This window comes from Labrys sp. ALF-8, assembly GCF_059699065.1.
The window spans coordinates 3914309-3938058 of the sequence record NZ_AP048537.1 but is presented as its reverse complement, the minus strand read 5'-3'; the positions used below and the strand labels follow the sequence as shown (position 1 = coordinate 3938058).

General features: G+C 64.9%; 25 protein-coding genes. 15 read left to right on the top strand and 10 right to left on the bottom strand.

Annotated elements, in window-relative coordinates:
* Positions 1–4 precede the first annotated feature (4 nt).
* The 4 genes from AC6H34_RS18060 to AC6H34_RS18045 all read left to right on the top strand — a co-directional run bounded on the left by AC6H34_RS18060 (position 5) and on the right by AC6H34_RS18045 (position 3406).
* A complete protein-coding gene (locus AC6H34_RS18060) occupies positions 5–802 on the top strand; it encodes a phosphodiesterase (RefSeq protein ID WP_497539634.1) in 798 nt (265 codons plus the stop codon).
* 66 nt (positions 803–868) lie between these two features.
* Positions 869–1315 (top strand): GFA family protein, encoded by a 447-nt coding sequence (locus AC6H34_RS18055; protein WP_497539633.1) that lies wholly within the window; start codon positions 869–871, stop codon positions 1313–1315.
* A 158-nt stretch (positions 1316–1473) separates the two neighbouring features.
* Complete coding sequence (locus tag AC6H34_RS18050; protein WP_448148535.1) at positions 1474–2688, top strand: type III PLP-dependent enzyme domain-containing protein; 1215 nt, start codon at positions 1474–1476, stop codon at positions 2686–2688.
* Positions 2689–3016: 328 nt separating this feature from the next.
* Positions 3017–3406 (top strand): hypothetical protein, encoded by a 390-nt coding sequence (locus tag AC6H34_RS18045; RefSeq protein ID WP_497539632.1) that lies wholly within the window; start codon positions 3017–3019, stop codon positions 3404–3406.
* 159 nt (positions 3407–3565) lie between these two features.
* Here AC6H34_RS18045 and AC6H34_RS18040 read toward each other — a convergent pair whose 3' ends face one another.
* Positions 3566–3994, bottom strand: coding sequence for a MerR family transcriptional regulator (locus AC6H34_RS18040; RefSeq protein ID WP_448148537.1), 429 nt, complete (start codon positions 3992–3994; stop codon positions 3566–3568).
* Positions 3995–4076: 82 nt separating this feature from the next.
* Here AC6H34_RS18040 and AC6H34_RS18035 point away from each other — a divergent pair, with 82 nt between their 5' ends.
* The 4 genes from AC6H34_RS18035 to AC6H34_RS18020 all read left to right on the top strand — a co-directional run bounded on the left by AC6H34_RS18035 (position 4077) and on the right by AC6H34_RS18020 (position 7860).
* A complete protein-coding gene (locus AC6H34_RS18035) occupies positions 4077–6344 on the top strand; it encodes a heavy metal translocating P-type ATPase (protein ID WP_497539631.1) in 2268 nt (755 codons plus the stop codon).
* Positions 6345–6430: 86 nt separating this feature from the next.
* Positions 6431–6778, top strand: a complete 348-nt coding sequence (locus AC6H34_RS18030; protein WP_497539630.1) for an ArsR/SmtB family transcription factor — start codon at positions 6431–6433, stop codon at positions 6776–6778.
* Positions 6762–7238: an SRPBCC family protein gene (locus AC6H34_RS18025; RefSeq protein WP_497539629.1), complete on the top strand. Its 477-nt coding sequence runs from the start codon at positions 6762–6764 to the stop codon at positions 7236–7238. Before AC6H34_RS18030 ends, AC6H34_RS18025 begins: the two co-directional genes overlap by 17 nt.
* A gap of 34 nt (positions 7239–7272) precedes the next feature.
* On the top strand, positions 7273–7860 hold the full coding sequence (locus AC6H34_RS18020; RefSeq protein WP_497539628.1) for a dihydrofolate reductase family protein: 588 nt from the start codon (positions 7273–7275) through the stop codon (positions 7858–7860).
* On the opposite strand, the gene AC6H34_RS18015 is transcribed toward AC6H34_RS18020, so the two are convergent.
* Positions 7857–8750: a LysR family transcriptional regulator gene (locus AC6H34_RS18015; RefSeq protein ID WP_497539627.1), complete on the bottom strand. Its 894-nt coding sequence runs from the start codon at positions 8748–8750 to the stop codon at positions 7857–7859. The genes AC6H34_RS18020 and AC6H34_RS18015 overlap by 4 nt on opposite strands.
* Before the next feature lie 97 nt (positions 8751–8847).
* Between AC6H34_RS18015 and AC6H34_RS18010 the strand changes: the two genes are divergently transcribed.
* The gene (locus AC6H34_RS18010) at positions 8848–9843 is read left to right on the top strand and encodes an aldo/keto reductase (RefSeq protein ID WP_497539626.1); all 996 of its coding nucleotides are present in this window, start codon (positions 8848–8850) and stop codon (positions 9841–9843) included.
* A gap of 79 nt (positions 9844–9922) precedes the next feature.
* On the opposite strand, the gene AC6H34_RS18005 is transcribed toward AC6H34_RS18010, so the two are convergent.
* The gene (locus AC6H34_RS18005; protein ID WP_448148543.1) at positions 9923–10816 is read right to left on the bottom strand and encodes a branched-chain amino acid aminotransferase; all 894 of its coding nucleotides are present in this window, start codon (positions 10814–10816) and stop codon (positions 9923–9925) included.
* A 264-nt stretch (positions 10817–11080) separates the two neighbouring features.
* On the opposite strand from AC6H34_RS18005, the gene AC6H34_RS18000 reads away from it, so the two are divergent.
* The 3 genes from AC6H34_RS18000 to AC6H34_RS17990 are packed head-to-tail and all read left to right on the top strand — an operon-like array spanning position 11081 to position 13760.
* A complete protein-coding gene (locus tag AC6H34_RS18000; protein WP_448148544.1) occupies positions 11081–11617 on the top strand; it encodes a MarR family winged helix-turn-helix transcriptional regulator in 537 nt (178 codons plus the stop codon).
* Positions 11614–12327 carry a response regulator gene (locus tag AC6H34_RS17995; protein WP_448148545.1) on the top strand — a complete coding sequence of 238 codons (714 nt, stop codon included), beginning with the start codon at positions 11614–11616 and terminating at the stop codon, positions 12325–12327. Before AC6H34_RS18000 ends, AC6H34_RS17995 begins: the two co-directional genes overlap by 4 nt.
* Positions 12327–13760 carry an ATP-binding protein gene (locus AC6H34_RS17990; RefSeq protein WP_497539625.1) on the top strand — a complete coding sequence of 478 codons (1434 nt, stop codon included), beginning with the start codon at positions 12327–12329 and terminating at the stop codon, positions 13758–13760. The genes AC6H34_RS17995 and AC6H34_RS17990 overlap by 1 nt, the downstream gene beginning before the upstream one ends.
* A gap of 202 nt (positions 13761–13962) precedes the next feature.
* Here AC6H34_RS17990 and AC6H34_RS17985 read toward each other — a convergent pair whose 3' ends face one another.
* From AC6H34_RS17985 to AC6H34_RS17975, 3 genes are all read right to left on the bottom strand, one after another.
* A complete protein-coding gene (locus tag AC6H34_RS17985) occupies positions 13963–15729 on the bottom strand; it encodes a M23 family metallopeptidase (RefSeq protein ID WP_497539624.1) in 1767 nt (588 codons plus the stop codon).
* A 170-nt stretch (positions 15730–15899) separates the two neighbouring features.
* Entirely contained in the window at positions 15900–16256 is a 357-nt protein-coding gene (locus tag AC6H34_RS17980; protein WP_448148548.1) for a tRNA-binding protein, read from the bottom strand.
* Complete coding sequence (locus tag AC6H34_RS17975; protein ID WP_497539623.1) at positions 16253–16993, bottom strand: TetR/AcrR family transcriptional regulator; 741 nt, start codon at positions 16991–16993, stop codon at positions 16253–16255. The genes AC6H34_RS17980 and AC6H34_RS17975 overlap by 4 nt, the downstream gene beginning before the upstream one ends.
* A 185-nt stretch (positions 16994–17178) precedes the next feature.
* On the opposite strand from AC6H34_RS17975, the gene AC6H34_RS17970 reads away from it, so the two are divergent.
* The gene (locus AC6H34_RS17970; protein ID WP_497539622.1) at positions 17179–19050 is read left to right on the top strand and encodes a CHASE3 domain-containing protein; all 1872 of its coding nucleotides are present in this window, start codon (positions 17179–17181) and stop codon (positions 19048–19050) included.
* Between the two features lie 11 nt (positions 19051–19061).
* Here AC6H34_RS17970 and proC read toward each other — a convergent pair whose 3' ends face one another.
* The 3 genes from proC to AC6H34_RS17955 all read right to left on the bottom strand — a co-directional run bounded on the left by proC (position 19062) and on the right by AC6H34_RS17955 (position 20875).
* On the bottom strand, positions 19062–19889 hold the full coding sequence (gene proC / locus AC6H34_RS17965) for a pyrroline-5-carboxylate reductase (protein WP_448148551.1): 828 nt from the start codon (positions 19887–19889) through the stop codon (positions 19062–19064).
* 81 nt (positions 19890–19970) lie between these two features.
* Positions 19971–20471 carry a type III secretion system chaperone family protein gene (locus AC6H34_RS17960; protein WP_448148552.1) on the bottom strand — a complete coding sequence of 167 codons (501 nt, stop codon included), beginning with the start codon at positions 20469–20471 and terminating at the stop codon, positions 19971–19973.
* Positions 20472–20620: 149 nt separating this feature from the next.
* The gene (locus AC6H34_RS17955; RefSeq protein ID WP_497539621.1) at positions 20621–20875 is read right to left on the bottom strand and encodes an accessory factor UbiK family protein; all 255 of its coding nucleotides are present in this window, start codon (positions 20873–20875) and stop codon (positions 20621–20623) included.
* Positions 20876–20969: 94 nt separating this feature from the next.
* Between AC6H34_RS17955 and lgt the strand changes: the two genes are divergently transcribed.
* Together lgt and AC6H34_RS17945 are read left to right on the top strand one after the other, a co-directional pair.
* A complete protein-coding gene (lgt, locus tag AC6H34_RS17950; protein ID WP_448148553.1) occupies positions 20970–21827 on the top strand; it encodes a prolipoprotein diacylglyceryl transferase in 858 nt (285 codons plus the stop codon).
* On the top strand, positions 21824–22885 hold the full coding sequence (locus tag AC6H34_RS17945; protein WP_448148554.1) for a class I SAM-dependent methyltransferase: 1062 nt from the start codon (positions 21824–21826) through the stop codon (positions 22883–22885). Before lgt ends, AC6H34_RS17945 begins: the two co-directional genes overlap by 4 nt.
* A gap of 52 nt (positions 22886–22937) precedes the next feature.
* Here AC6H34_RS17945 and AC6H34_RS17940 read toward each other — a convergent pair whose 3' ends face one another.
* The gene (locus AC6H34_RS17940) at positions 22938–23528 is read right to left on the bottom strand and encodes a DUF992 domain-containing protein (RefSeq protein WP_448148555.1); all 591 of its coding nucleotides are present in this window, start codon (positions 23526–23528) and stop codon (positions 22938–22940) included.
* Positions 23529–23750 lie beyond the last annotated feature (222 nt).

Sequence of the window (23750 nt, the reverse complement as noted above, 5' to 3'; positions counted from 1 at the left end):
CTAGATGCTCATCGCCCAGCTCTCCGACCCGCATCTGCGCCCCAGGGGCGTCCTCTACCAGGGTGCTGTCGATTCCAATGCCATGTTCGAAGCGGCCATCGAAAAGCTGAACCAGATCCGCCCGCAGCCGGATCTCGTTCTCGTCAGCGGTGACATCGTGGACGAGGGCCGGCCCGAGGAATACAGGCTGGCCCGCGAACTGCTCTCCGCCATCCGCCAACCCCTGCTCGTCATCCCCGGCAACCATGACGAACGCGAGGCCTTCCGGCAGAGCTTCGCCGACCTCGCCACCACGGCGCGATCCGGACCGCTGCATTTCGCGGCCGATGGATACGGCCCAGTCCGTATTCTCGGGCTCGATATCACCGTACCGACCCTGCATCATGGCGACTTCGACGACGCCGCTGCCTCGTGGCTGGAGGGTCAACTCGCCGCCGCGCCCGACCGGCCGACCATCGTGATGATGCACCAGCCGCCCTTCGCCAGCGGCGTCCCCTATCTCGATGAGTATTGGTGCCGCAGCGGCGAGAAACTCGCGGCGCTGATCGCCCGCTATCCCCGCGTCGAGCGCATCGCCTGCGGGCATGTCCATCGCTTCATGCAGGTGCGTTTCGGCGGCACCTTGCTCTGCACTGCGCCGAGCACGACGACCGCCATCGCGCTGCGCCTCCATCCGGACGCCGAGCCGGCTTCCTATCTCGAACCGCCTGCCTTCCTGCTGCACCACTGGAAGGAAGACGCCGGACTCGTCACCCATCTCATGCCGATCGGAACCTTTCCGGGACCCTTCGATTTCGCGTGAAGCGGTCGGGCGAACTGGCCTATCGTCACTTGTTCTTGTCGGGAGGGAACTATGTCGAGACTATCCATGAGAGGTCAATGCCGCTGCGGCCAGACCCGGTTCGAGGTGAGCGCCCAGCCGCTGATGGCTTCCGCCTGCCACTGCCGCGGCTGCCAGCGCATGACAGCGAGCGCCTACTCCCTGACGCTGACCGTCCCGAGCAAGGGCTTCGCCATCACGGCCGGCGAGCCGGTGATCGGCGGCTTGCACGGCGCGACGCAGCATTATTTCTGTCCCCATTGCCTGAGCTGGATGTTCACCCGTCCGGACGGACTGGAGGATTTCGTCAATGTTCGCCCTACGCTGCTCGATGACCACAGCTGGTTCTGGCCCTATATCGAGCTGAACACGCAGGAGAAGATCACCTGGGCGATGACATCGGCGGTGCACAGCTACACGGCGGAACCCGCCTTCGATGAATATCCTGCCCTCATTGCCGAATATACCAAGCACGGAGCGCGTGCTCCGATCTGAAGCCGAAGGCCGGCACGCAGGCAGATGCCCATGACTTATGTACCGCCTTTTTGTCATTGTCGGCCGATCCGTCACATTTTCGTCAGGAGACGGGGGTGTTTTGCGGAGGCTGCGATCAGGTCTATGTGCATTCCATGAAGAACGGCGCCGATTCGACGATGCAGAAATTTCCAACCGCTCGCGAGGCTGCCCTGGCGTTGCGTCCGGACGAGCCGGTCTACGGCTTCCGTCCGCATGTGCTCGCCGCCGATGCGCGCGAGTTCATGGCGCTCTTTCCGGGCAAGACCGCCTATGCGGTCAAGACCAACGGCGAGCCGATGATCCTCAGGGTGCTCGCGGAGGCCGGCATCAAGAGCTTCGACGTCGCAAGCCCCGCGGAGTTCGAGGCGGCCCGCGCCGCGGCGCCGGGATGCGAACTTCTGTACATGCACCCGGTGAAGGCGCAGTCTCATATCCGCCTTGCGCTGGAGACCTACGGCATCCGCGACCTCTCTCTGGACCACGAGGACGAGGTCGCCAAGATCCTGCGCATCGTTCGTGCCCTCGACATTCCGCCCGAAGAGATCACGCTGTTCGTGCGCCTCGCCACCAAGGGAGCCGCGGCCTACGAGCTGTCGAAAAAGTTCGGTGCGACTCCCACCCACGCCGTGGAACTGCTCGATCGCATCGCCGGTATCGGCTTCAAGACGGGCATCGCCTTCCATGTCGGTTCGCAGGTCGAAGATCCCGAGACCTACGAACGGGGACTGGCTTCGGTGGCCTGGGTGCGCTCGCGCATCAAGGAGGACATCGTCGAGCTCGATATCGGCGGTGGCTTCCCCGCGCAGTACGGCATGGATCCGAAGAGGAAAGGCACCAATTCCACCACGCCGACTACGCAGGCGCTGATGCGTCAGATCACCAGCGACATCGCCGAATGGAAGCTCGACGACTTGCCGCTCGTCGCCGAACCGGGCCGCGTGATCGTTGCACGCTGCCTATCGGTAATGGTGCGCGTGATGCTCAAGAAGGGGCAGCGCCTCTACATCAATGACGGCGTATGGGCCTCGCTCTCCGATTCATGGACCGGAAAGCTCCTGTTGCCTACACGCTTCATCCCCGACCCAGCCCGTAAGCGCCGTAACGGCTCGCCGGACAAGCTGCTGCCCTTCCGGATCTGCGGCGCGACCTGCGATTCCGTGGACATCCTCACCCGCCCCTTCTACCTGCCGGAGACCATCGACACCGGCGACTGGATCGAGATCGGCCATATCGGGGCCTACTCGCTCGGCCTGCGCACCCGGTTCAACGGCTTCTATCCCGACAAGTTCGTCGAACTGGAGACGCCCTTCGACGAGGAACCGGGCGTGAGCATCCCCATCGCGGCCGAGTAGGCATTCGGGCGGCCGAAAGCGGTTCCCGCAGGCGCGTTGCGTCAGGAGCCGCGATCCGCGCACCGGGCCGGAATAATCTGAAAAAGACGCGAGAAACGGCTGCCGAATCGATTGCCCGCTCAAGAGAGCCTTCCTATGATTACGTAAAGTTAATATTGCACAGGGGGTCTTGGTGCAACGAATGCTCGCAGTCTCAGCTGTTTGTCTCGCAGTGGCCGCTTGCGCACCGGGACGAGCGACATTCTCGCCGGCCACCAATCCGAAACTGGCCTCACAAGGATGGCTCGAAGCGCACGTCTCTCTCCCGCTCGCGGCTGCAGGAACGCATTTGGACAAATCGCTGGTCTGCAAGAGCGCAAGCTGCGGCGGGCCGGGCTTTGTCGTGACAGGCTACAGGCCTCTGACGGCCAATCTTGCGACAGGCTATCGATTGCTGATGGCCAATCGACAGATAACCGATGCAAAACTACTTGCTGCGCTGGAGGTCTCGGCTGCCGCCTCACCCGTCATGACATCGATCAATGGGGAGATCATCAGTGCGCACAAGAGCGCGGACTCCATTACGGCCCTCGTCTCCTGCAGCAAGTCCGTTCCCGGGGCAGGAAAGCTGGATTGCATCGGACGCGTGACCATAAGCGCTGATCGGATCTCGACCCAATTGGGAGGAGGTCCCACCCCCGCCAAGGCCCGGGAGCGCCTGCGCATGGCTGGCGGCTAGCGCATTTGCCAGGGGCAGATGGAGAGAAGCCCGTCACTGCCGGCGCCAAGGCAGTCATTGCTCGGGGCAGCACGCGTTCACGCCAGAACGCCTTACCGCCCAACTATCGACATCAGGCAATGTACGCTTCCTGGCTGTAGCGCCCGGAAATGACACGCTTCAGTGGTGATCGTGCAGGCACTTGCCGTGATCGGCGAGGATCTCGATGACGCGGCATTCGTCCACGCGGCCATGTTCGCAGCCCGTCACCATGCGCTCCAGTTCAGTCTTGAGCGCGAGCAGGCTGGCGATGCGCTGTTCCACTTCGACAAGGCGTGTCCTGGCGATCGCATCCGCGGCGGCGCAGGACCGGGCCGGGTTGTCCTGCAGGTCCAGCAGAGCGCGGATGGCCTCGACATCGAAACCGAGTTCCCTCGCATGCCGGATGAAGGCGAGCCGCCGGACATCGCCCTTCTGATACAGGCGGCGATTTCCGTCGGTGCGCGGGGGCTCGGGCAGCAGGCCGACCTGCTCGTAATAACGAATTGTAGGCACCTTGACGCCGCTGCGCCGGGCTGCTTCGCCGATGGCCACGCCTGCCGTGCTCATTTCGCTTGCTCCTCTAGTCGCTAGAGGATGTAGAGAATCGGGCGAAACTTTCAAGCACCTTGGCAACACGGGGATTTCGCCGATGGCAACCGCCGCGAAGGAAACACGATACCGCGTCGAAGGGATGGATTGCGCCTCCTGCGCCGCCAAGATCGATACGGCGGTCCGGCGGGTGGCTGGGGTCGAGGACGTCGCCGTTTCCGTTTCCGCCGGCACGATGACGGTCCGGCATGACGAAGGGCAGGATCTCGTGCTGATCGAGGACCGGGTCCGCAGCCTGGGCTACGGCCTCGCTCCCATCGGCGCGGCCACAGCACCGGCAGCTCGCCGCACGGCCGATGAGCACGAACATCACGACCACGAGCATCACGACCATGGCGGCCATGATCACGCGGCCCACGATCATGCCGGGCACGACCACGGCCATGGGGACGAGGGTAAGGAAGAGGCCCTCGCCGGCCTGCACGGGCACGACCATGGCCCGAGTTCGGGCCCGTGGTGGCGCTCCGGCAAGGGACGCCTGACCATCGCGGCGGCACTTGCCCTCGTCGCAGCCTACGGCATCGGCCATCTATTCCCCGCCGTCGGACGCTGGGCCTTCGATGCCGCCATGCTCGTGGGTCTCGTGCCCATTGCCCGCCGCGCCTTCATGGCAGCTCGCTACGGCACGCCATTTTCCATCGAGATGCTGATGACCATCGCCGCCGTGGGCGCCGTGATCATCGGCGCCAGCGAGGAAGCGGCGACCGTCGTTTTGCTGTTCCTGATCGGCGAATTGCTGGAAGGCGTTGCCGCGAGCCGAGCGCGTGCAAGCATCCAGTCGCTGACCACGCTGGTGCCGAAGACGGCTCTCCTGGAAGAGGACGGCAAGACCCGCGAAGTGGAGGCCGAGGCGCTCGCCGTCGGCGCTACGATCCTGGTCCGTCCGGGCGATCGCATTCCAGCCGACGGCGTCATCCTCTCCGGCGACAGCGCCATCGACGAGGCGCCCGTCACCGGCGAAAGCACGCCGGTGCGCAAGGGGCCTGAAGCCTCCGTCTTCGCCGGCACCATGAACGGCGATGGCGCCTTGCGCATTCGCGTTACCGCCGCGGCTGCCGACAACACCATCGCGCGGGTGGTCAAGCTGGTGGAGGAGGCACAGGAGAAGAAGGCGCCGACCGAGCGCTTCATCGATCGTTTCTCCCGCTACTATACCCCCGGCGTGGTGGTGGTCGCGGCCCTGGTCGCCAGCCTGCCGCCCCTGCTTGCCGGCGCGGGCTGGAACGAATGGATCTACAAGGGCCTGGCGATCCTTTTGATCGGATGCCCCTGCGCCCTGGTGATCTCCACGCCGGCCGCCATTGCCGCATCCCTTTCGGCGGGCGCGCGCAAGGGCCTCCTGCTGAAGGGGGGCGCCGTGCTGGAGACCGTCGGCAAGACTACCGCCGCGGCCTTCGACAAGACGGGGACGCTCACGGAAGGTAGGCCGAAAGTGACGGACATCGTCGCCCTCGGCCAGGCGGAGCGGGAGGTCCTGCGGTTTGCCGCCGCGCTTGAGACCGGGTCCAGCCATCCCCTCGCGGCCGCGATCCTGGCCCGCGCGAATGAGGAAGGCATCGCCCCTTCCCTCGTCACCGATGCCAGGGCTCTTGGCGGAAAGGGCGTGAGCGGCACCGTCGAGGGGCGAACGGTGTTCCTCGGCTCGGCCAAGGCGGCGGCGGAACAGGCATCCCTGTCCGACGGGGCGCTGGCTCGCATCGAAGCGTTGAACGATGACGGCAAGACCGTTTCCGTGCTGCTCGTCGACGGTGCTCCCGCCGGCCTCATAGCCATGCGCGATGAGCCTCGCGCCGACGCGTTGGCCGGCTTGGAAGCCCTGCGCCAGGCAGGCGTGCGAACGCTCATGCTCACCGGCGACAACGCCCGCACGGCCACCGCCATCGGCAGGAGCCTGGGCCTGGAGGTCCATGCCGAATTGCTGCCGGAGGACAAGCAGCGCATCGTGAACGAGTTGCGCCAGCAGGGGCAGACGGTGGCCAAGGTCGGAGACGGCATCAACGACGCCCCTGCCCTGGCAGCGGCCGATGTCGGCATCGCCATGGGCGGCGGCACAGACGTCGCGCTGGAAACGGCGGATGCGGCAGTGCTGCACGGCCGGGTCGCGGACGTCGCCGGCATGGTTGCCCTGTCCAGGCGCACCATGGCGAACATCCGCCAGAACATCACGATCGCGCTGGGCCTGAAGGCGGTGTTCCTCGTCACCACCATTGCCGGGATCACCGGCCTGTGGCCCGCCATCCTGGCCGATACCGGCGCAACAGTGCTGGTTACGATGAATGCCCTGCGCCTGCTCAAGCTGAAGGTATAGTCACCTCGGAGGTTCCCCCTCCTTGACATCCCCTTCTCCTACATCGTATATAGCCAATTAGTTATTTAACTTATTGGCTATATACGATGTCCGATCCCCTCAGCGAAACCTTCGCAGCACTCGCCGACCCCACACGCCGCGCCATCCTCGCCAGGCTGGCCCGTGGGGAGGCCACGGTTACCGAATTGGCGGAGCCCTTCTCACTGACGCAGCCGGCGATCTCCAAGCACCTCAAGGTGCTGGAGCGGGCCGGCCTGATCACGCGCGGGCGATCGGCGCAATGGCGCCCCTGCCGCCTTGAGGTCGCGCCGCTCAAGGGCGCCTTCGACTGGGTCGGGCACTACCGTCGTTTCTGGGAGGCGAGCTTCGACCAGTTGGACGACTATCTCGTCGCGCTTCAAAGCAAGGAGAGGGACAATGGCATCGACAAGTGAAGCCGGAACCGTCACGGGCGAGCGCGAACTCGTCATCGAACGCCGTCTCGACGCTCCGCGCGACCTGGTCTTCCGCGCCTGGACGGAGCCGCAGCATCTTGCGCATTGGCCAGGCCCCAAGGGCTTCACCGCAACCGCCCATACATTCGATTGCAGGCCAGGCGGTTCTTTCCGCACATGCCTGCATGCTCCCGACGGCAGCGATCACTGGGTACGGGGCCGCTATCTCGAAGTCACGCCGCCGGAGAGACTCGTCTTCACCCACGCCTGGGAGGATGGCAGTGGCCGACCCGGGCCTCAGACCATCGTCACCGTCACCCTGAAGGAAGAGGCCGGCCGGACCCTCATGCATTTCCACCAGGCCGTGTTCGAAAGCCGCGCCTCGCGCGACGGCCATGAAGGCGGCTGGGGAGAGAGTTTCGACCGGCTGGAGGCATGGCTCGCGGAGGTCCAGTCATGAAGGGCTTTCATCCTCACGACCCGGGAGGCTCGCGATGCGCAGGCTGAAGCTCGAAATGCAGGTATCCGCCGACGGCTTCGCCGCCGAGGCCGATGGCGGCACCGACTGGATGATCTGGAATTGGGCACAGGATTGGGGTTGGGACGCGGAACTCCGGCACTATCATCTCGCCCTCAACCGCTCCTCCGATTGCATACTCCTCAGTCGCGTGATGGCCGAGGAAGGCTTCTACGAGCATTGGCGAGGGGTCGCGGGCAACGCCGGAAACCCGCAGGCCGATTTTGCCAGGGCCGTTATGGACATGCGCAAGGTGGTGTTCAGCAAGACGCTCGCTGTTAACCGCTGGCCCAATACGGATCTTGCCACCGGCGACCTTGCGGACGAGGTCGACCGGCTGAAGCGACAGGACGGCAAGGACCTGATCGCCTATGGAGGACCGACCTTCGCCGCCGCCCTCACCGAGGCCGGGCTGATCGACGACTACCATTTCATCGTCAATCCCGCGGTTGTGGGCCGGGGACGGCCAATACTCGGCGCCCTGCGGAACACGGTGCGGCTCAGGCTTCTCGACGCCCATGCCTTCCCCCGCGGCGTTGCAGTCCTGCACTACGCACGAGGCTAGCCTCGCTCCGCCTTCACGAAGTCGATGAAGGCGCGCAGGGCTGGCCGCATCAGCACACGGCTGGGATAGTAGAGATAGAGACCGGGAAACGGCGGGCACCAGGATTCCAACAGGCGGACGAGCCGCCCCCCGGCAATGTCATCGGTCACGATGCCCTCGATGAACAGCGCGACCCCTTCCCCCGCCAGCGCGGCGTCGCGGGCAAGGCCGTCGTCGTTGAGGATGAGAGGCCCCTCGACCGCCAGTTCGATCGCCTTGCCGTCGCGCTCCAACTCCCAGCGATAGAGAGCGCCATTGGTGAACCGGCGCTGGATGCAGCGATGGAAAAGAAGATCCTCGGGCTGCTCCGGCCGGGCGCGCCCTTCCAGGTAGGATGGAGCGGCCACGATGGCGAAACGCAGCGATCCGCCGAGCGGCACGGCGATCATGTCCTGCTGCAGGCTCTCGCCGAAGCGCACGCCGGCGTCGAATCCCGCCGCGACGACATCGATGAAGGCGTCCTGGGCTGCGATCTCCACCGTCACCGCTGGATGGCGCCGCATGAAGCGCAGCGCCAGAGGCAGCAGGAGATGCTGTGCGGCCGAGCGTGGGGCCGAGAAGCGCAAGGCCCCTGCGATGCCCTGCTGGGACGCACTCGCCTGATCGAGCGCCTCCTGGATCGAAGACAGAGCCGGCTTGAGCTGGGTCAGCAGGCGCTGGCCAGCCTCGGTAGGCGCCACGGCGCGGGTGGTCCGACTGAGCAGGCGAACTGCCAGACTCTCCTCCAGCGTGCTCACGGCATGGCTGACGGCGGAAACCGAAAGGCCGAGCAGCCGGGCCGCGCCGCGAAAGCTGCGCTGTTCCGCGACTGTGGCGAAAATGGTTAGCGAAGGCAGATCGGACCGTTTCATTGTCCTATCTGATAGAACAAGCTTTCCATAAAGACACGGATTATCGAACACACGATCTGGAGTCAGAGTGTCGCGACCAAAATTATGGAGCGAACAGATGATGTCCCGCAAACTCGGTTCAAGCCTCGCCGTTTCCGCCGTCGGCCTCGGCTGCATGGGCATGACCTTCGCCTATGGCGGCCAGGACGAAAAAGATGCCATCCGCACCCTTCACCGGGCCGTCGAGCTCGGCGTCAGCTTCTTCGACACCGCCGAGGTCTATGGTCCCTTCAACAATGAGGAACTGGTCGGCAAGGCCTTGAGGCCGCTACGCGACAAGGTGACGATCGCCACCAAGTTCGGCTTCCGCATCGCCGAGCACGGCCATGGGCCGGAGCGGATCATCGGCGTCGACAGCCGGCCCGAGCATGTGCGCGCTGTCGCGGAAGCTTCGTTGCGCCGACTGGGCGTCGAGGCCATCGACCTCTTCTACCAGCACCGCGTCGATCCCACCGTGCCGATCGAGGACACGACAGGCGCCATGGCGGAACTGGTGCGCGAGGGCAAGGTCAAGGCAATCGGCCTGTCTGAGGCCAGTGCCGCCACCATCCGCCGCGCCCACACGGTGCATCCCATTGCAGCCGTGCAGTCGGAATATTCGCTGTGGAGCCGCGATGTCGAGGACAGCGTGCTGCCGGTGTGCCGCGAACTCGGCATCGGCTTCGTGCCCTACAGTCCGCTTGGCCGCGGCCTGCTCACCAGAGCCATAAAGGACCATGCCGGCCTCGCCAATGACGACTGGCGCAAGACCCTGCCGCGCTTCCAGGCACAAGCCATGGCGGCCAATGAACGCCTCCTCGCCGACTTCACGAGCATCGCCCGGTCGAAGGGGGTGACCCCGGCGCAGCTCGCGCTCGCCTGGGTATTGCACCAGGGCGATTTCATCGTGCCGATTCCAGGCGCCCGCAAGCTTGCGCATCTGGAGGACAACGTGGCGGCGGCCGAGGTCGAACTCAGCCTCGACGATCTCGACGCCATCGGGCGCGCCATGCCGGCCTCGGCGGTGAGCGGCGCCCGCTACAGCGCGGAAGCCATGGCGCTGGTGGATGCCTGAAGGCTCGCGGGCCTCCCCGGCGGCCTCAACCTATCGTTGACGCCGCTGACGAGGAGGCCCCGCACGCTCGATTGACAGATCAGGCCGCGGCCGACTGGCTTTCCGGGCGCACGGCCTGGTTGAAGTCCTCGATCAGCGAACGGGTGATGGCGTCCGGCGTGAAGCGATGCTCGAGGATCTCGGCAACCGGCGTCACTTCCGCGGCAGTACCGGTGAGGAAGCATTCGCTGAAGCTGCCGAGTTCCTCCGGCATGATGCGCCTTTCGATCACCTCGAGGCCGCGTGCCTTGGCGAGGCCGATGACGGTCTGGCGCGTGATGCCGTCCAGGAAGCAATCGGCGATCGGCGTATGGATCTTGCCGTCCTTGACGAAGAAGACATTGGCGCCCGTGCATTCAGCCACGCGGCCCTGCCAGTCGAACATCAGCGCATCGGCATAGCCGCGCCGCTCGGCGCGGTGCTTGGAGATCGTGCAGATCATGTAGAGGCCGGCGGCCTTCGACAGAGACGGTGCCGTCTTCGGATCGGGGCGGCGATACTCGGCAATGTCGAGGCGGATGCCCTTCATCTTCGTGGCCATGTCGAACATGCTGGGCCATTCCCACACCGCGATGGCGGTGTGGATGGTGGCATGCTGGGCCGCGACCGCCATCATCTCCGATCCGCGCCAGGCGACGGGACGGACATAGGCGTCCTTCAGTCCATTCTTTTCGAGGACGAGGTGCTTGGCGGCATCGAGCTCCGCCACCGAATAGGGAATCTTGAAGTCGAGATATTCGGCCGAACGCAGAAAGCGGGCGGAATGCTCGGATGACTTGAAGATCTTGCCGCCATAGGCCCGCTCGCCCTCGAAGACCGCGCCGCCATAGTGAAGGCCGTGCGACAGGACATGCAGCTTGGCATCGCCCCAGGCCAACATCTGGCCGTCCATCCAGATGAAGCCTTCCCGTTGATCGAAGGGCAAGATCGACATGGTAGATCCTCCAGCGCTTTGCGCTTTGTTGTGCCCACGCACTCCCGGCGCGGGAACTGTTCCGGTTGCCCACAGAATAGGCCTACACCGGATCGAAAACCACCGGTCCCTGCGGACCGGAAATGACAATATTCAACCGCTGCTTTTGCGTCGGGGGGCAAATCCCCTTATGATTCAGATGGGAAGAGCTTCCGGTTCCGTCTCGCGGAACATCCTTTCGCTGAAAGCCCCGTTTGCGTAACGATCTGACGAAAATATGTCAATATGACTGACGTAAATTTCTCGCCCCCCCTGGCCGCGAAACCTCGTGCGGAGCTTGTCCCGGCCGAGCCGCCGCTCTATGAGCTCATCGAGCTGCTGTTCTTCGCCTATCGTGATTTCGTCGCCGACCCGGACCATGCCCTGGAGATCTACGGCTTCGGGCGCGCGCATCATCGCGTGCTTCATTTCGTCGATCGCAACCCGGACCTTACTGTCGCCGAATTGCTCGATATCCTGAAAATCACGAAGCAGTCTCTCGCGCGGGTATTGAAGGAACTGGTCGACCAGGGCTTCATCCTGCAGCGCGAGGGCCGCGAGGACCGCCGGCAGCGCCTGCTGGCTACGACATCCAAGGGCAAGCAGCTGGCGGCGGAATTGGCACGGACACAATCACAGCGCATCGCGAACGCCCTGGCGGAAGCCGGTGCCGGCAGCCATGAAGTGGCCGAGCGCTTCCTGTTCGCCATGGTCAACCCGGAGGAACGGGCGGCCGTGGCGCGCCTCATCCGCGGCAATGCAACCAGGGGCGAAGACCGATGAACAAAGTCGCCGTATTGCCCGACGACGCTCCCCATATCCTGCTGGTCGACGACGACAACCGCATCCGGGCCCTGCTTTCGCGCTATCTCAGCGAGCACGGCTATCGCGTCACCACGGCCGAACATGCCGCGAGCGCCCGCCAGCGCATCGAGGCGCTCGCCTTCGATCTCCTGATCGTCGATGTGATGATGCCGGGCGAGAACGGGCTCGACCTCACCCGGTGGATTCGCGTGAATTCCGGCGTTCCGATCCTGATGCTGACCGCGCGAGGCGATCCCAACGACCGCATAAAGGGCCTGGAAATCGGAGCCGACGACTATCTCGCCAAGCCCTTCGAGCCGCGGGAACTGTTGTTGCGCATCAACAATATCCTCAAGCGTTCCGCCCCGCAGGCACCGGCCGAGCCGGCGCGTGACACCGTCACCTTCGGCGATTTCGTCTTCCATGTGACGCGCGGAGAATTACAGCAGGGTGGGGAGACCATCCGCATAACCGAGCGGGAGCGCGACATGCTGCGCCTCCTTGTGGAAACCCCGCGCGAGACCGTCGACCGTCTCGCGCTGGCGGGGCCCTCCGCCGACATCGCCAATGAACGCACCGTCGACGTGCAGATCAACCGCCTGCGCCGGAAGATCGAGAGGGATCCCGGCAATCCCGTTTTTCTGCAGACGGTGCGCGGCACCGGCTACCGGCTGATGGTTGACATGTGATGCGCACCTGGCAGCCCGCACGCCTTCTCCAGGGACGCCTCGCCCAGGCCGGCCCGATCTGGACCCGCGCCGTGCGCCTTTGGCGCGAATGGACGGCCGGGCCGGCGCGCGCGCTCCAGACCCTCGGCGACACCATGCCCAAGGGGCTTTACGCCCGCTCACTGCTGATCATCATCACGCCGATCGTCATCCTGCAGGCCGTGGTCGCCTATGTCTTCATGGAAAAGCACTGGCAGAGCGTGACGTCCCGGCTCTCCGCGGCAACCACCAAGGACATCGCGGCGATCATCGAACTCTACGAGGATTTCCCGCACGACAAGGACACCAAGGAGAAGCTGCAGGACATCGCCCTCAAGCAGCTTGCCTTGACGATCGAGTTCCGGCCGCTCGAGGACCTGCCGCCGCGCGGCGCCCGCCCGTTCTTCGACATTCTCGACCAGGCCCTGTCAGACGAGATCCGGGGCCGGATCGGCAAGCCTTTCTGGATCGACACGGTCGGTCGCTCCGATCTCGTCGAGATCCGGGTCAAGCTCGAGGACACCGTGCTGCGCGTCTTCGCGCGCCGCAGCCAGACCTATGCCTCCAATTCCTACATCTTCCTGGTGTGGATGCTCGGCTCATCTCTGATCCTGATGACGGTGGCGATCCTCTTCCTGCGCAACCAGATCCGGCCGATCCAGCAACTTGCCGTGGCCGCCCAGGATTTCGGCAAGGGCCGCGACGTGCAGAATTTTCGCCCGCGTGGCGCGCGCGAGGTCCGGCAGGCGGCGAGCGCCTTCATCGAGATGCGCAGGCGCGTGGAACGCTCCTTCGAGCAGCGCACCACCATGCTCAACGGCGTGTCGCACGACATGCGCACCATCCTGACGCGCTTCAAGCTCTCGCTCGCCCTTCTCGACGAGAACAATCCCGAGTTCGAGGACCTGCAGAAGGACGTCGACGAGATGAGCCGCATGCTGGAGGCCTATCTTGCCTTCGCCCGTGGCGACGCGGCAGAACAGGCTGCCCCTACCGACATCGAGGCACTCCTCGAGGAACTACGCTCGGATTCGGTGCGCCAGGGGAATGACACCAAGGCCAGCTTCCAGGGCAATCCCATTGTGGTCGTGCGCCCGGACGCCTTCAAGCGCTGCCTCACCAATCTGGTATCCAACGCCCAGCGGTTCGGCCGGGCCGTCGTCATTACCGGCCAGAGCGAGAGCCGCTACCTCACCGTTACGGTGGACGACGACGGCCCCGGCATTCCCGAGGACAGCCGCGAGGATGTCTTCAAGCCCTTCTTCCGCCTCGACGAGGCGCGCAACCAGGACTATGGCGGCACGGGCCTGGGCTTGGCCATCGCCCGCGACATTGCCCGCTTCCACGGCGGCGACATCACGCTCGGCAAGAGCCCGCTCGGCGGCCTGAGGGCGACCGTGCGTGTGCCGGTATAGCGAGAACAGCCTGCCACTGGCTCCACAGGCGTCCTGGCTGCCAAACGCGCGAACCATGCGGTTTGAGGCGAAGACTGGAATGTCGATCACCGCTCGGCAATCGTTGAGACGACGCGCTTTGACGGAAAGGAAGATGGTGATCCCATTACTCGGGCATGCCGAGTGACTTGAGATCGACACTCATTCCTTGTGCGATGCCAAGCTACTGCGTCAATGCCGCTTCCAGCTTCTCGCGCTGCTGCCTGAATGCCGCAAGCGCGGTGCCGCCGAGTACGCGTCCGGCTTCCAGCTTGATGCGCAGCGGGTCGACATTGCGGCCGTTGATGCGGACCTCGTAGTAGAGGTGGGGGCCGGTCGACAGGCCGGTCGAGCCTATATAGGCGATGGTCTCGCCCTGCCGTACGCGGGTGCCGACCCTCATGTTCTTGGGAAAGCCGGAAACATGGGCATAGGTCGTTTCATAGCCCTGGTCATGCAGCACGCGGATATATTTACCGTATCCGGATTCCCAATCGATCTTCTCCACCACGCCGGATCCGGCCGCGGCAATCGGCGAACCGAACGGCGCGGCGTAGTCGACGCCTTCGTGGAAACGCCTGTCGTGAAGCACGGGATGGACGCGCCAGCCGAAGCCGTCGCCGAGGCGCCCGTTGGCGACAGGCTTGCGCAGCAGCATGAGCGTCTGGGAATGGCCGTCCTGGTCGTAATAGTCGACGCTGTGATCGTCCGGTGAGGCGAAGCGATAATAGCGGTGCGTCTTGCCCTCGATGGTCAGGCCGGCAAAAGTCAGCTCCTGCTGGCCGTCGTCGTCGACGGCATAGAGGATGTCGACATCGTCGTCCGGGGAAGCCGGTTCGTCCAGATCGACATCGCGGCTCGCCAGGCGCAAGGCCTGGTCGATCACGGAGCGGTCGATGTTGTTGGCCTGCGCCAGGGCATAGAGATTGTCGCGCACGCTCGCGCTCGCGTCCGTCCCCGGTGCGGCGCCGGCTCCGGGCTGAGGCTGGGGCATATCGGCGCCGGCCGGCGGCGGGGCCATCATCACGTCGTAGCTGCCCTCGTCCGTCAGGGCGACGGCGACTGGGTCCTCGCCCGAACGCTGCACGACCACGCGGGAAGGACGCAGAGGCGCCTTGTCGCCCGGCACCTCTGGCAGGACCACGGTGATCATCTCGCCGCCGAGAAAGCTGCCGGCTTTTCCGTCCGGCCAATCCGGCATCTTGGCGGTGATCGCATCCGCGTCCTGCTGGCCGGCGCCGAACGATGTGAGAATCAGGGCCAGCGTATCCTTCGGCTTGGCCATGATGATCTTCTCGACGCTGTCCTGGCGGTTGAGGGCCTCCGGCACCACCGTCATGTTGACGGCCTCGGTGCGCGACAGGGTCTGCTCGCCATCGGCATAGCCGAGCGCGGCAAGCGTCGCGGGATGCACGGCCCGACGTCGCCGGATCGAGGTGCCGTACTGGATTTCCGGCGGCATGGGGTCGCTGGCGAACTGCGCCGACATGTCCTCGTCCTCGGGAGTCGTGCGCCTCGCGACGGCCGAGACCACCGCGACCAGGGCACCGGGCCCGAGATGTGCTTCCAAGCGTTGCTGCGGCTTGGGTCCGAGGCCCGGCACGGAGACCTGGCCGAGATGCACTTGCGACGGTGCGATCTGCATCGTGGTCTTCAGCGGGTCGAGACGATCGCCACGGCCATCGAGGGACTGGCTGATCTCGGCCACGGCCGTATGGGCGAAGACGGCCGCCGCCGCCTTGAAATGCCATTTGCCATGAAAGGCGACATCGAGCGCGCCGAGCATCAGGAAACAGGCGGCGCCCCCCATCATGACCGTCGCCGTAAGCCAACGGCGGTTGATGGCGCGCCGGTTCAGCCGCGGGTCCTTCGGCGAGGAAACGTTCAAGGGCGGGGAGTCGGCAAGTCTTGCCGCGCGATAGCCCTGCACGCGCGAAACATGCGGGCTCACGGCGCGCAAATCCCGTCACGGCAGGAGGCCAGCCGGCGCTGCCTCCAGGTTGTTGGCCTGAGCATCATGATGGTTAACAAAATCACGATATTGGGCAGGAGTGTGACGAGAGCCGCGTCATGCACAAAAAGACACACGAATGTTGAACCGGCAGGCCATCCGCGTGACGCCTAGACGAGCCTGGCTCCGTTCGGTGCGGCCCGTTCCGGGGAGGCCAGCACGATCGCCCCGTCCTTGTCCGCAAAGCCTAGCGTCAGCACCTGCGACATGAACTTGCCGATCTGCCTCGGAGGAAAGTTCACCACCGCCAGCACCTGGCGCCCCACCAGGCTGTCGGGCTGGTAATGCGCCGTGATCTGGGCAGAGGAGACCTTGATGCCGATCTCCTCGCCGAAATCGATCCGCATGCGATAGGCAGGCTTGCGGGCACCTTCCAGCGGCGCCGCCTCCAGGACCGTACCGATGCGGATGTCCACTTTCAGGAAGTCGTCGAAGCTGATCACGTCAGCTGCTTCACTACTGCTCACACGGCCTCCGCATCGTCCTGCCCGCCTGCCCTGCGACGGCGCGTGTCGGCGAAATCCCGGAACCTCGCGCGCAGGCGCTCACGCATGCGGGCGCGCCGCTCGTGCGAGCGCTCCGCAATGCGGCAGAATGGTTTGAAGATCTGGAACAGGTCGTCCGCCCGCTCCATCCAGCGTTCGCCCGAGCGCAATTGCCGATCGACCTCCTTCATCGTGGCGGCGAGGCCCTCGTCGTCGTCCTTGAGCCAGACCTTCAGGATACGGGACCATGCCAGCGCCAGCCCCTGGGCCCTCACCGCGCCCAAAGGCCCTTCGGCGTCGATGTCGGCGGCAACCAGCATCCACTGCATCGAATTGGTGACGACGCGGTTCCAGGCCGCCAGCGAAAGAGGATCGACGGCGAAGGCCTTGCTGATGTTCTCGATCGCGGCCTTCTGGGGGGCCAGCGCGTCGATGCGGCGCATCAGGACGTCGAAGAGTCTCTCGCGTGCAGGCTCTCCGGACATGCCTTCGTCGATACCGTCGAGCACGGCCTGATCTATCTGCCGCGAATAGGCCGCGAGAATCGCGCCTTTCGAGGGGAAAAGTCCGCGCAATTGCGACAGCTTGAGCCCGGCCCTCCCGGCAATGTCGGAGAGGCCGATATCCTTCCACGGACCCTCCGCGCTGAGTGCCATCAAGGCATCGATCGCTGCGCGGCGCGGATCGGCGGCGCCTTCTTCCTGCGGCTTCCTGGCCATGGCGAAATCCTCGCTGTTGGGTTGCCTGTCCAAGGGAAAGATAAGCCGTCTACGGGGCGGATCAATGCGGCGCGTTGGCATGCCCTCGCCTGGAGGAGAATTCCCCTGTCGCCGCTTGATGTTAGCGCTGCCGCCCTCTACTGTTTCCGCACGAGGGGGCAACGACAGAGACAATTGGCCGGGGAATGTTGGAGCAGTCGTTCAGGAAGGCGCCTTTCAGCCCGGTGACTCTGGCTGCGGGTTTCGGCCTCCTTGCCGTCATCGTGGGATGCGCCGCCTGGCTTTCCAGCGCCCAGACCGAGAACGAGCACTGGCTGTCGCATACCTTGCAGGTGCAGTCGGCGGTGGTGACCTCCTTTTCGAACTTGCAGGATGCCCAGATCGGCGTGCGCGGCCTGTTGATCGAGAACGACCTGTCGACGCTCGCCCCCTATACAAGCGCAGCGCCGAAGATACCGGAGACGATCGATCGCATCGCCGGTCTCGTCGCCGACAACCCAAATCAGGTCGAACGCGTTCAGCGCTACCGCGAGCTGGCCCTGAAGACCCGGGATGCCTTCGACGCCATCATACAGGCCTATAATTCCGGGGATCGCGGCGAGGCGGTCAACCTGCTCATCGATAGCCAGAAGCAAGCTTACATGAGCAAGGCCCGCCTCATCGCGGACGAGATGGTGCAGACCGAACAGGTTCTGCTCGAAAAGCGTTCGGAAGCGGTCAAATCGACCACCTTCTGGCTCGACGTATCCATCGTGCTGGCGGCGCTCGCGGCCATGGGGCTGGGCATCGGGACCTTTTTCAGTGTGAAGGCCGCCAACGAGGAACTCGTCGGCAGCAACCTGCAGCTTGCTTCCGCCTATGCCTCCCTGCAGGAGGAGATCGAGGAGCGGGCCAAGGTGGAGGCGCAGTTGCGCCAGTCCCAGAAGATGGAGGCCATCGGACAGCTTACGGGCGGAGTCGCACACGACTTCAACAACATGCTCGCCGTGATCATCGGCAATCTCAGCCTGCTGCTGCGTCGCTGGCGGCCCGAGGAACCGAAGGCCGTCCAATATGTCGAGAACGCCCTGGCAGGCGCCCGCCGGGCCGAGACGCTGACGCATCGCCTGCTCGCCTTCTCGCGCCAGCAGCCCCTGGTTCCGCGCGTGCTCGACTGCAACAAGCTGGTCAGCGGCATGAACGACCTGCTGCAGCGCACCATCGGGGAAAACATCCAGGTCGAGACGGTGCTGGGCGCCGGCAACTGGCGCACTAAGGCGGATCACGCGCAGCTGGAGAGCGCCATCCTCAATCTCGCCGTCAATGCGCGCGACGCGATGCCCCAGGGCGGCAAGCTGACCATCGAGACCGCCAACGCCTTTCTGGACGAGACCTACACGCGCCCGCTCGACGATGTGCCGCCCGGCCAGTATGTGCTGATTTCCGTGACGGACAACGGCACCGGCATGCCGCCCGACGTCCTGGCGCGGGTCTTCGACCCCTTCTTCACCACCAAGGCCGTCGACAAGGGGACCGGCCTCGGCCTGTCGCAGGTCTATGGTTTCGTCAAACAGACCGGCGGGCACATCCGCCTCTATTCGGAAATCGGGCACGGCACGGCGGTGAAGATCTACCTCCCGCGCACCGTGGAACCCGAGACGGCTCCGGGACCGGCCAAGGCCCGGACGGGTGAGATCCCCCTCGGCAAGCGCGAGCAGATCATCCTGCTGGTGGAGGACGAGAGCAGCATGCGCCGCTTCAGCGTGGATGCCCTGCGCGAACTCGGCTATTCGGTCATCCACGCCGAGAGCGGCAAGGATGCCATCGCACTCCTCGCGAATCACCCGCGCATCGACCTGCTGGTCACCGACATCATCATGCCGGAAATGAACGGACGGCAGCTCGCTGATGAAATCCAGCGCCGGCGTCCGGGCGTGAAGGTGCTCTACATGACCGGCTTCACGCGAAACGCCGTGGTGCACAACGGCGTGGTCGATGACGGTGTGAATCTCATGACCAAGCCCTTCGGCCTGGCGGAATTCGGGGAACGGGTGGCGAGGCTCCTACGGACGGAGTGACCGCCGCCCCTTCAGGAAGCCAGCTCCCCCGCCCTCTGCTTTGCCGCCGCGACGGCCTTCTCCACCAGCGGCGTCAGGCCATCCTCGGCCATCAGCACGGCCAAGGCAGCCGCCGTCGTGCCGCCCGGACTGGTGACGTTCTGGCGCAATGTGGCGGCTGGCAGGTCCGACTGGTGCAGCAATTCACCCGATCCGGTGACGGTGGCACGGGCAAGCCGCATGGCGAGATCCGCCGGAAGGCCGGCTGCGGCGCCGGCCGCGGCAAGGGCCTCGACCAGATGGAAGACATAGGCGGGTCCCGAGCCCGATACCGCCGTCACGGCATCGATGAGGCCCTCCTCCGCAACCCACTCGACGGCGCCGGTGGCACGCAGCAGCGCATCGGCGGCTGCCTTCTGCGCCGGCGTGACGAAGGCATTCGGGACGGCGCCCGTGATGCCCCGCCCCACGGCTGCCGGGGTGTTTGGCATGGCACGCACGATGGCCGTGCGGGACGGCAACTGCGAGGCAATGCCGTCGATGGTCTTGCCGGCCATGATCGAGATGGCAAGGGTGCCGGGGCCGAACAGCGGCGCCACGGTCTTCATGGCCTGCGCCATCATCTGCGGCTTGATCGCCAGCAGCACGACGGCCGGGGTGCCGAAGGACGAAAGATCGGGATTGACGGCTATGCCCGTTGTGGCCAGCGCGGTGGCTGCCTCGGGGGGAAGATGCGGATCGACCGCACCGACGAGCGCCGGATCGAGGCCGAGCTTCAGCCAGCCTTCGAGCATGGCTCCGCCCATCTTGCCGGCGCCGAGGAGCAACAATTTGCCGCCGATGTCTAATTTCTCAGCCATGGAACATACTCCGGAGGTCGGTCGGATGTCGGTGTGCCTTCGATCGCGGCGAAGCAGCCAGCCTGGGACGATGCGGGGCGCTCAGGCCTCGCCCACCGTCTCGAACATCACTGCTTCCAGTGCCTCTTTCGGTGTTTTTCCCGCCCAGATCACGAACTGGAAGGCCTGGAAATAACGCTCGCAGGTTTCGACCGCGATTTCGATCAGCGCTTCGCACTGGCGCGTATTGACCTCGGCGCCGCCGGCCAGGAACAGGGCATGGCGGTACATGATCACCTGATCGGCATTCCAGACGTCGAAATGGCCGATCCAGAGCTGCTCGTTGACGAGCGCGATGGTTTGCAGGAGGTCGGCGTGGCGGCGCTTCGGGATCTTGGCATCGAAGGAACAGGCCAGATGCAGCGATTCGATATCGTCCATCCAGGTGAAGGACACGGCATAGTCGCAGCCATGCCCCTTCACGACGATGGAGATCTCGTCTTCGCCTAGCCTGTCGAAGGCCCAGTCATGGAGACTCGCCAAGTGTTCGACGAGATCAACCGGGTGACCGGCCCGCTCGCTCTGGAGCTCGATAACGGACATTACAACTCCCGGCACCTCTAGGGCGCGCATTTCCGCCGCGAATACCAATCAATGCGCAGCCTGTCAGCGAGAGTTCAGCCATTCAGGCTGAATCGGCAAGGATTCGTTCCCGCCGTCCACAAGGTCGCCACGGCTATATTGTCGCACGATTATCGGGCGGAAAGTTTTGCTTCCAGTTCGGCGATGCGGGCCGCGAGGCGCTCGTTTTCATCGCGGGCCCTGATGGCCATTTCGCGCACGGCGTCGAACTCGTCGCGGCGGACATAGTCGAGGTCGCGCATGATTCTCTCCGCCTGGCCGCGTACGACATTGTCGACTTCGCGGCGCACGCCCTGGGCGACGCCGGCAGCATCGGTCATCAGCTTGGCGAACTCATCATAGATACGGCCGGTCTGCTGGGGCATGGGTAGAACTCCTTCGCACGCGTCGTAGCACGGTCATTGCTTCCATATAAGCATCTGCCTTGACGCTGTCACATCTTGCCGACACAAGGCGGGCATGTACGAGCAATTCATCCACTGGCCTGCACCCACCACCGAGCTGTTCCGCGTCGGTCCCGTCGCACTGCTTGTCTACGCGCTGCAGATCGACGGTCTGCCGCCGCTGAGATGGTACGCGATGGGCTATATACTCGGCCTGTTGGGTGGCTGGTGGTACGGTCGCCGCCTGATCGCAAACAAGGCGCTGTGGACGGTGCAGCCAGGTATCCCGGTCCAGCTCGACGATCTCCTGATCTGGGTGATGATCGGCGTCGTCGCCGGCGGCAGGCTCGGACAGGTGTTCCTCTATGAGCCTAGCTATTATTTCGCCAATCCCTGGGAAATCCCCCTGATCTGGCATGGCGGCATGGCTTTCCACGGCGGCCTGATCGGCGCGACGCTCGCCGTCATCCTGTTTGCGTGGCTGAACAAGATTCCAATCCTGTCCTACCTGGATGTCGTCTCGGCCGCCGCGCCGCCCGGCCTCTTTCTCGTACGCATCGCCAATCTGCTCAATGGCGAACTGTGGGGCCGGCCGACCGATGTGCCATGGGCCATGGTTTTCGCCGATCCCGAGGCAGGCGGCGTACCGCGCCATCCCAGCCAGCTCTACGAGGCGGCGACGGAAGGGCTGCTGCTGTTCTTTATCCTGTTCATGATGACGCGTCTCGGCGCGCTCAGGCGCCCGGGACTTGTCACGGGCATCTTCGCGCTGGGGTACGCAGCCGCACGCTCCTTCTGCGAGCAGTATCGCGAGCCGGACGGCTGGGCGATCGACGGGGTGCTTACGGTCGGCCAGGCCTATTCGCTGCCCATGGCCCTCATAGGTCTCGGCCTTGTCGTGCATGCGCTCATGCGCAGGCCGCAGCCGGCATGAGCGACACTCCCCTCGCCATCGAGATCAAGGATCTCATCCGCCAGGAGGGACCCATCAGCGTGGCGCGATACATGGCGCTCGCGCTCGGCCATCCGCGCCATGGCTACTACATGACCCGCGATCCCCTCGGCTTGTCGGGTGACTTCACCACCTCCCCCGAGATCAGCCAGATGTTCGGCGAGATCATCGGCCTGTGGGCCACGCATCGCTGGATGATCCTCGGTTCGCCCGCACGCGTGAGCGTGGTCGAGCTCGGTCCCGGCCGCGGCACGCTGATGGCGGATGCGCTGCGGGCCATCGGCAAGGTGATGCCGGCCTTTGCCCAGGCGCTCGAGGTGCATCTGGTGGAGACGAGCCCGGTCCTGCGCCAGGCCCAGGCGAAGAGCCTGTCCCGTTTCAAGCCTGTCTGGCACGACGACACCGCGAGCCTGCCGGACCAACCCCTCATCGTCATCGCCAACGAGTTCTTCGATGCGCTGCCGGTGCACCAGCTCGTATACCAGGGTGGCAGCTGGCATGAGCGCCTCGTCGGCCTCCGCGACGGAGAACTCGCTTTCGGCCTCGCGCCCGAGCCAAGTCCGGCAACGCTCGCACCACGGGGCGAGGCGCTGGACGGCACCATCCTCGAATATCACGAAGCGGGGTCGCTGGTGATGGAGGAGCTATCGGCTCGAATTGCCCGCTTCGGCGGCGCGGCCCTGATCATCGACTACGGCCATATCGAGCTTGGCGTCGGCGACACACTCCAGGCCATGGCCGGACATGCCTTCGTCGACCCGCTCGCCCAGCCGGGAGAGGCCGATCTCACCACCCATGTCTGTTTCGAGACCCTGGCACGCCTGGCCATGAACCGGCACCTCGCCGTCGACATCCTCACGACGCAGGCCCAGTTCCTCAACGAACTCGGCATCCGGCCGATGGCCGCCAATCTTAAGCACCGCGCCACGCCCGAACAGGCCGACGCCATCGACAGGGCGCTGGCAAGACTGACCGACGACGCCCCGAGAGCCATGGGCTCGCTCTTCAAGGTCCTGGCGGTTTCCGCACCCGGCTCATAGGGACAAGGGGCAATGTGCCGGTCCCGGAGACCGGCACATCGTCCGCTTTCCTTCACGCCTTGTGAGGAGCGTGCTTGCCCTTATGGTGGTGATGATAGCGCTTGTGCTTGATCGAGCAGGTGCAGCGGTGCTTGCGATGGTGGCGATAGACCCGCGCCGGCCTTACGATTTCGGCGGCGGCCACGGGTTCGATCGTGAGGGTGCCGATGCCGGCCGCCGCATTCAAGCCCGTCTGGCCCTGCACGGATATGGGCTGCAGCGTCACACCGCCATTTCCGCCGCCCAGCAGGACATTGGCTCCCACGCCGGCGCCCACGGTCGCCTCGGCGGAGACGCCGCCATAGTTACCGGCAAGCGAGCCGTGGCTGCCCGGTTCGAACACGGCCCAGACGATGCGGCCGGCCCAGGTAAAGCCCACATCGACACCGAGCTTGCGTACGGTACCGTTGTAGAGCTCGGTCGTGCCGTCCGAGGAGGCGAAGCGGCAGGCTACGGGCTTGCTCGATCCCAGGATCACGCCGATGCCGCCTCCGATGTCGCAGGTGAGCGTTCCCGTGCGGACCGCCGCCTGCGCGGAGCCGGCGGCGGCTGGAACGAGCAGGGCAGTGAGAGCAAGCGCTGGCAATAGTTTCGTTATCTTCATGGCATCACCTATTGTCTCGATCCGGCGTCAGCGAGGCTGGCGTCGCGAACCTGCCGCCTCTAAGCACGGTTACGTGCGTTGGTCGATGGCCGTCGCGGGTTCGCTCCCATCGATATACGCCATTTCCCGAACATGGCTAACATCCCCGTGTGGCTCGGGTCTGTTTCAGGATGTCGCAACATTTCGCGCCCGCCCCTGTTTCGCCCGGATTCTCTGGCCTCT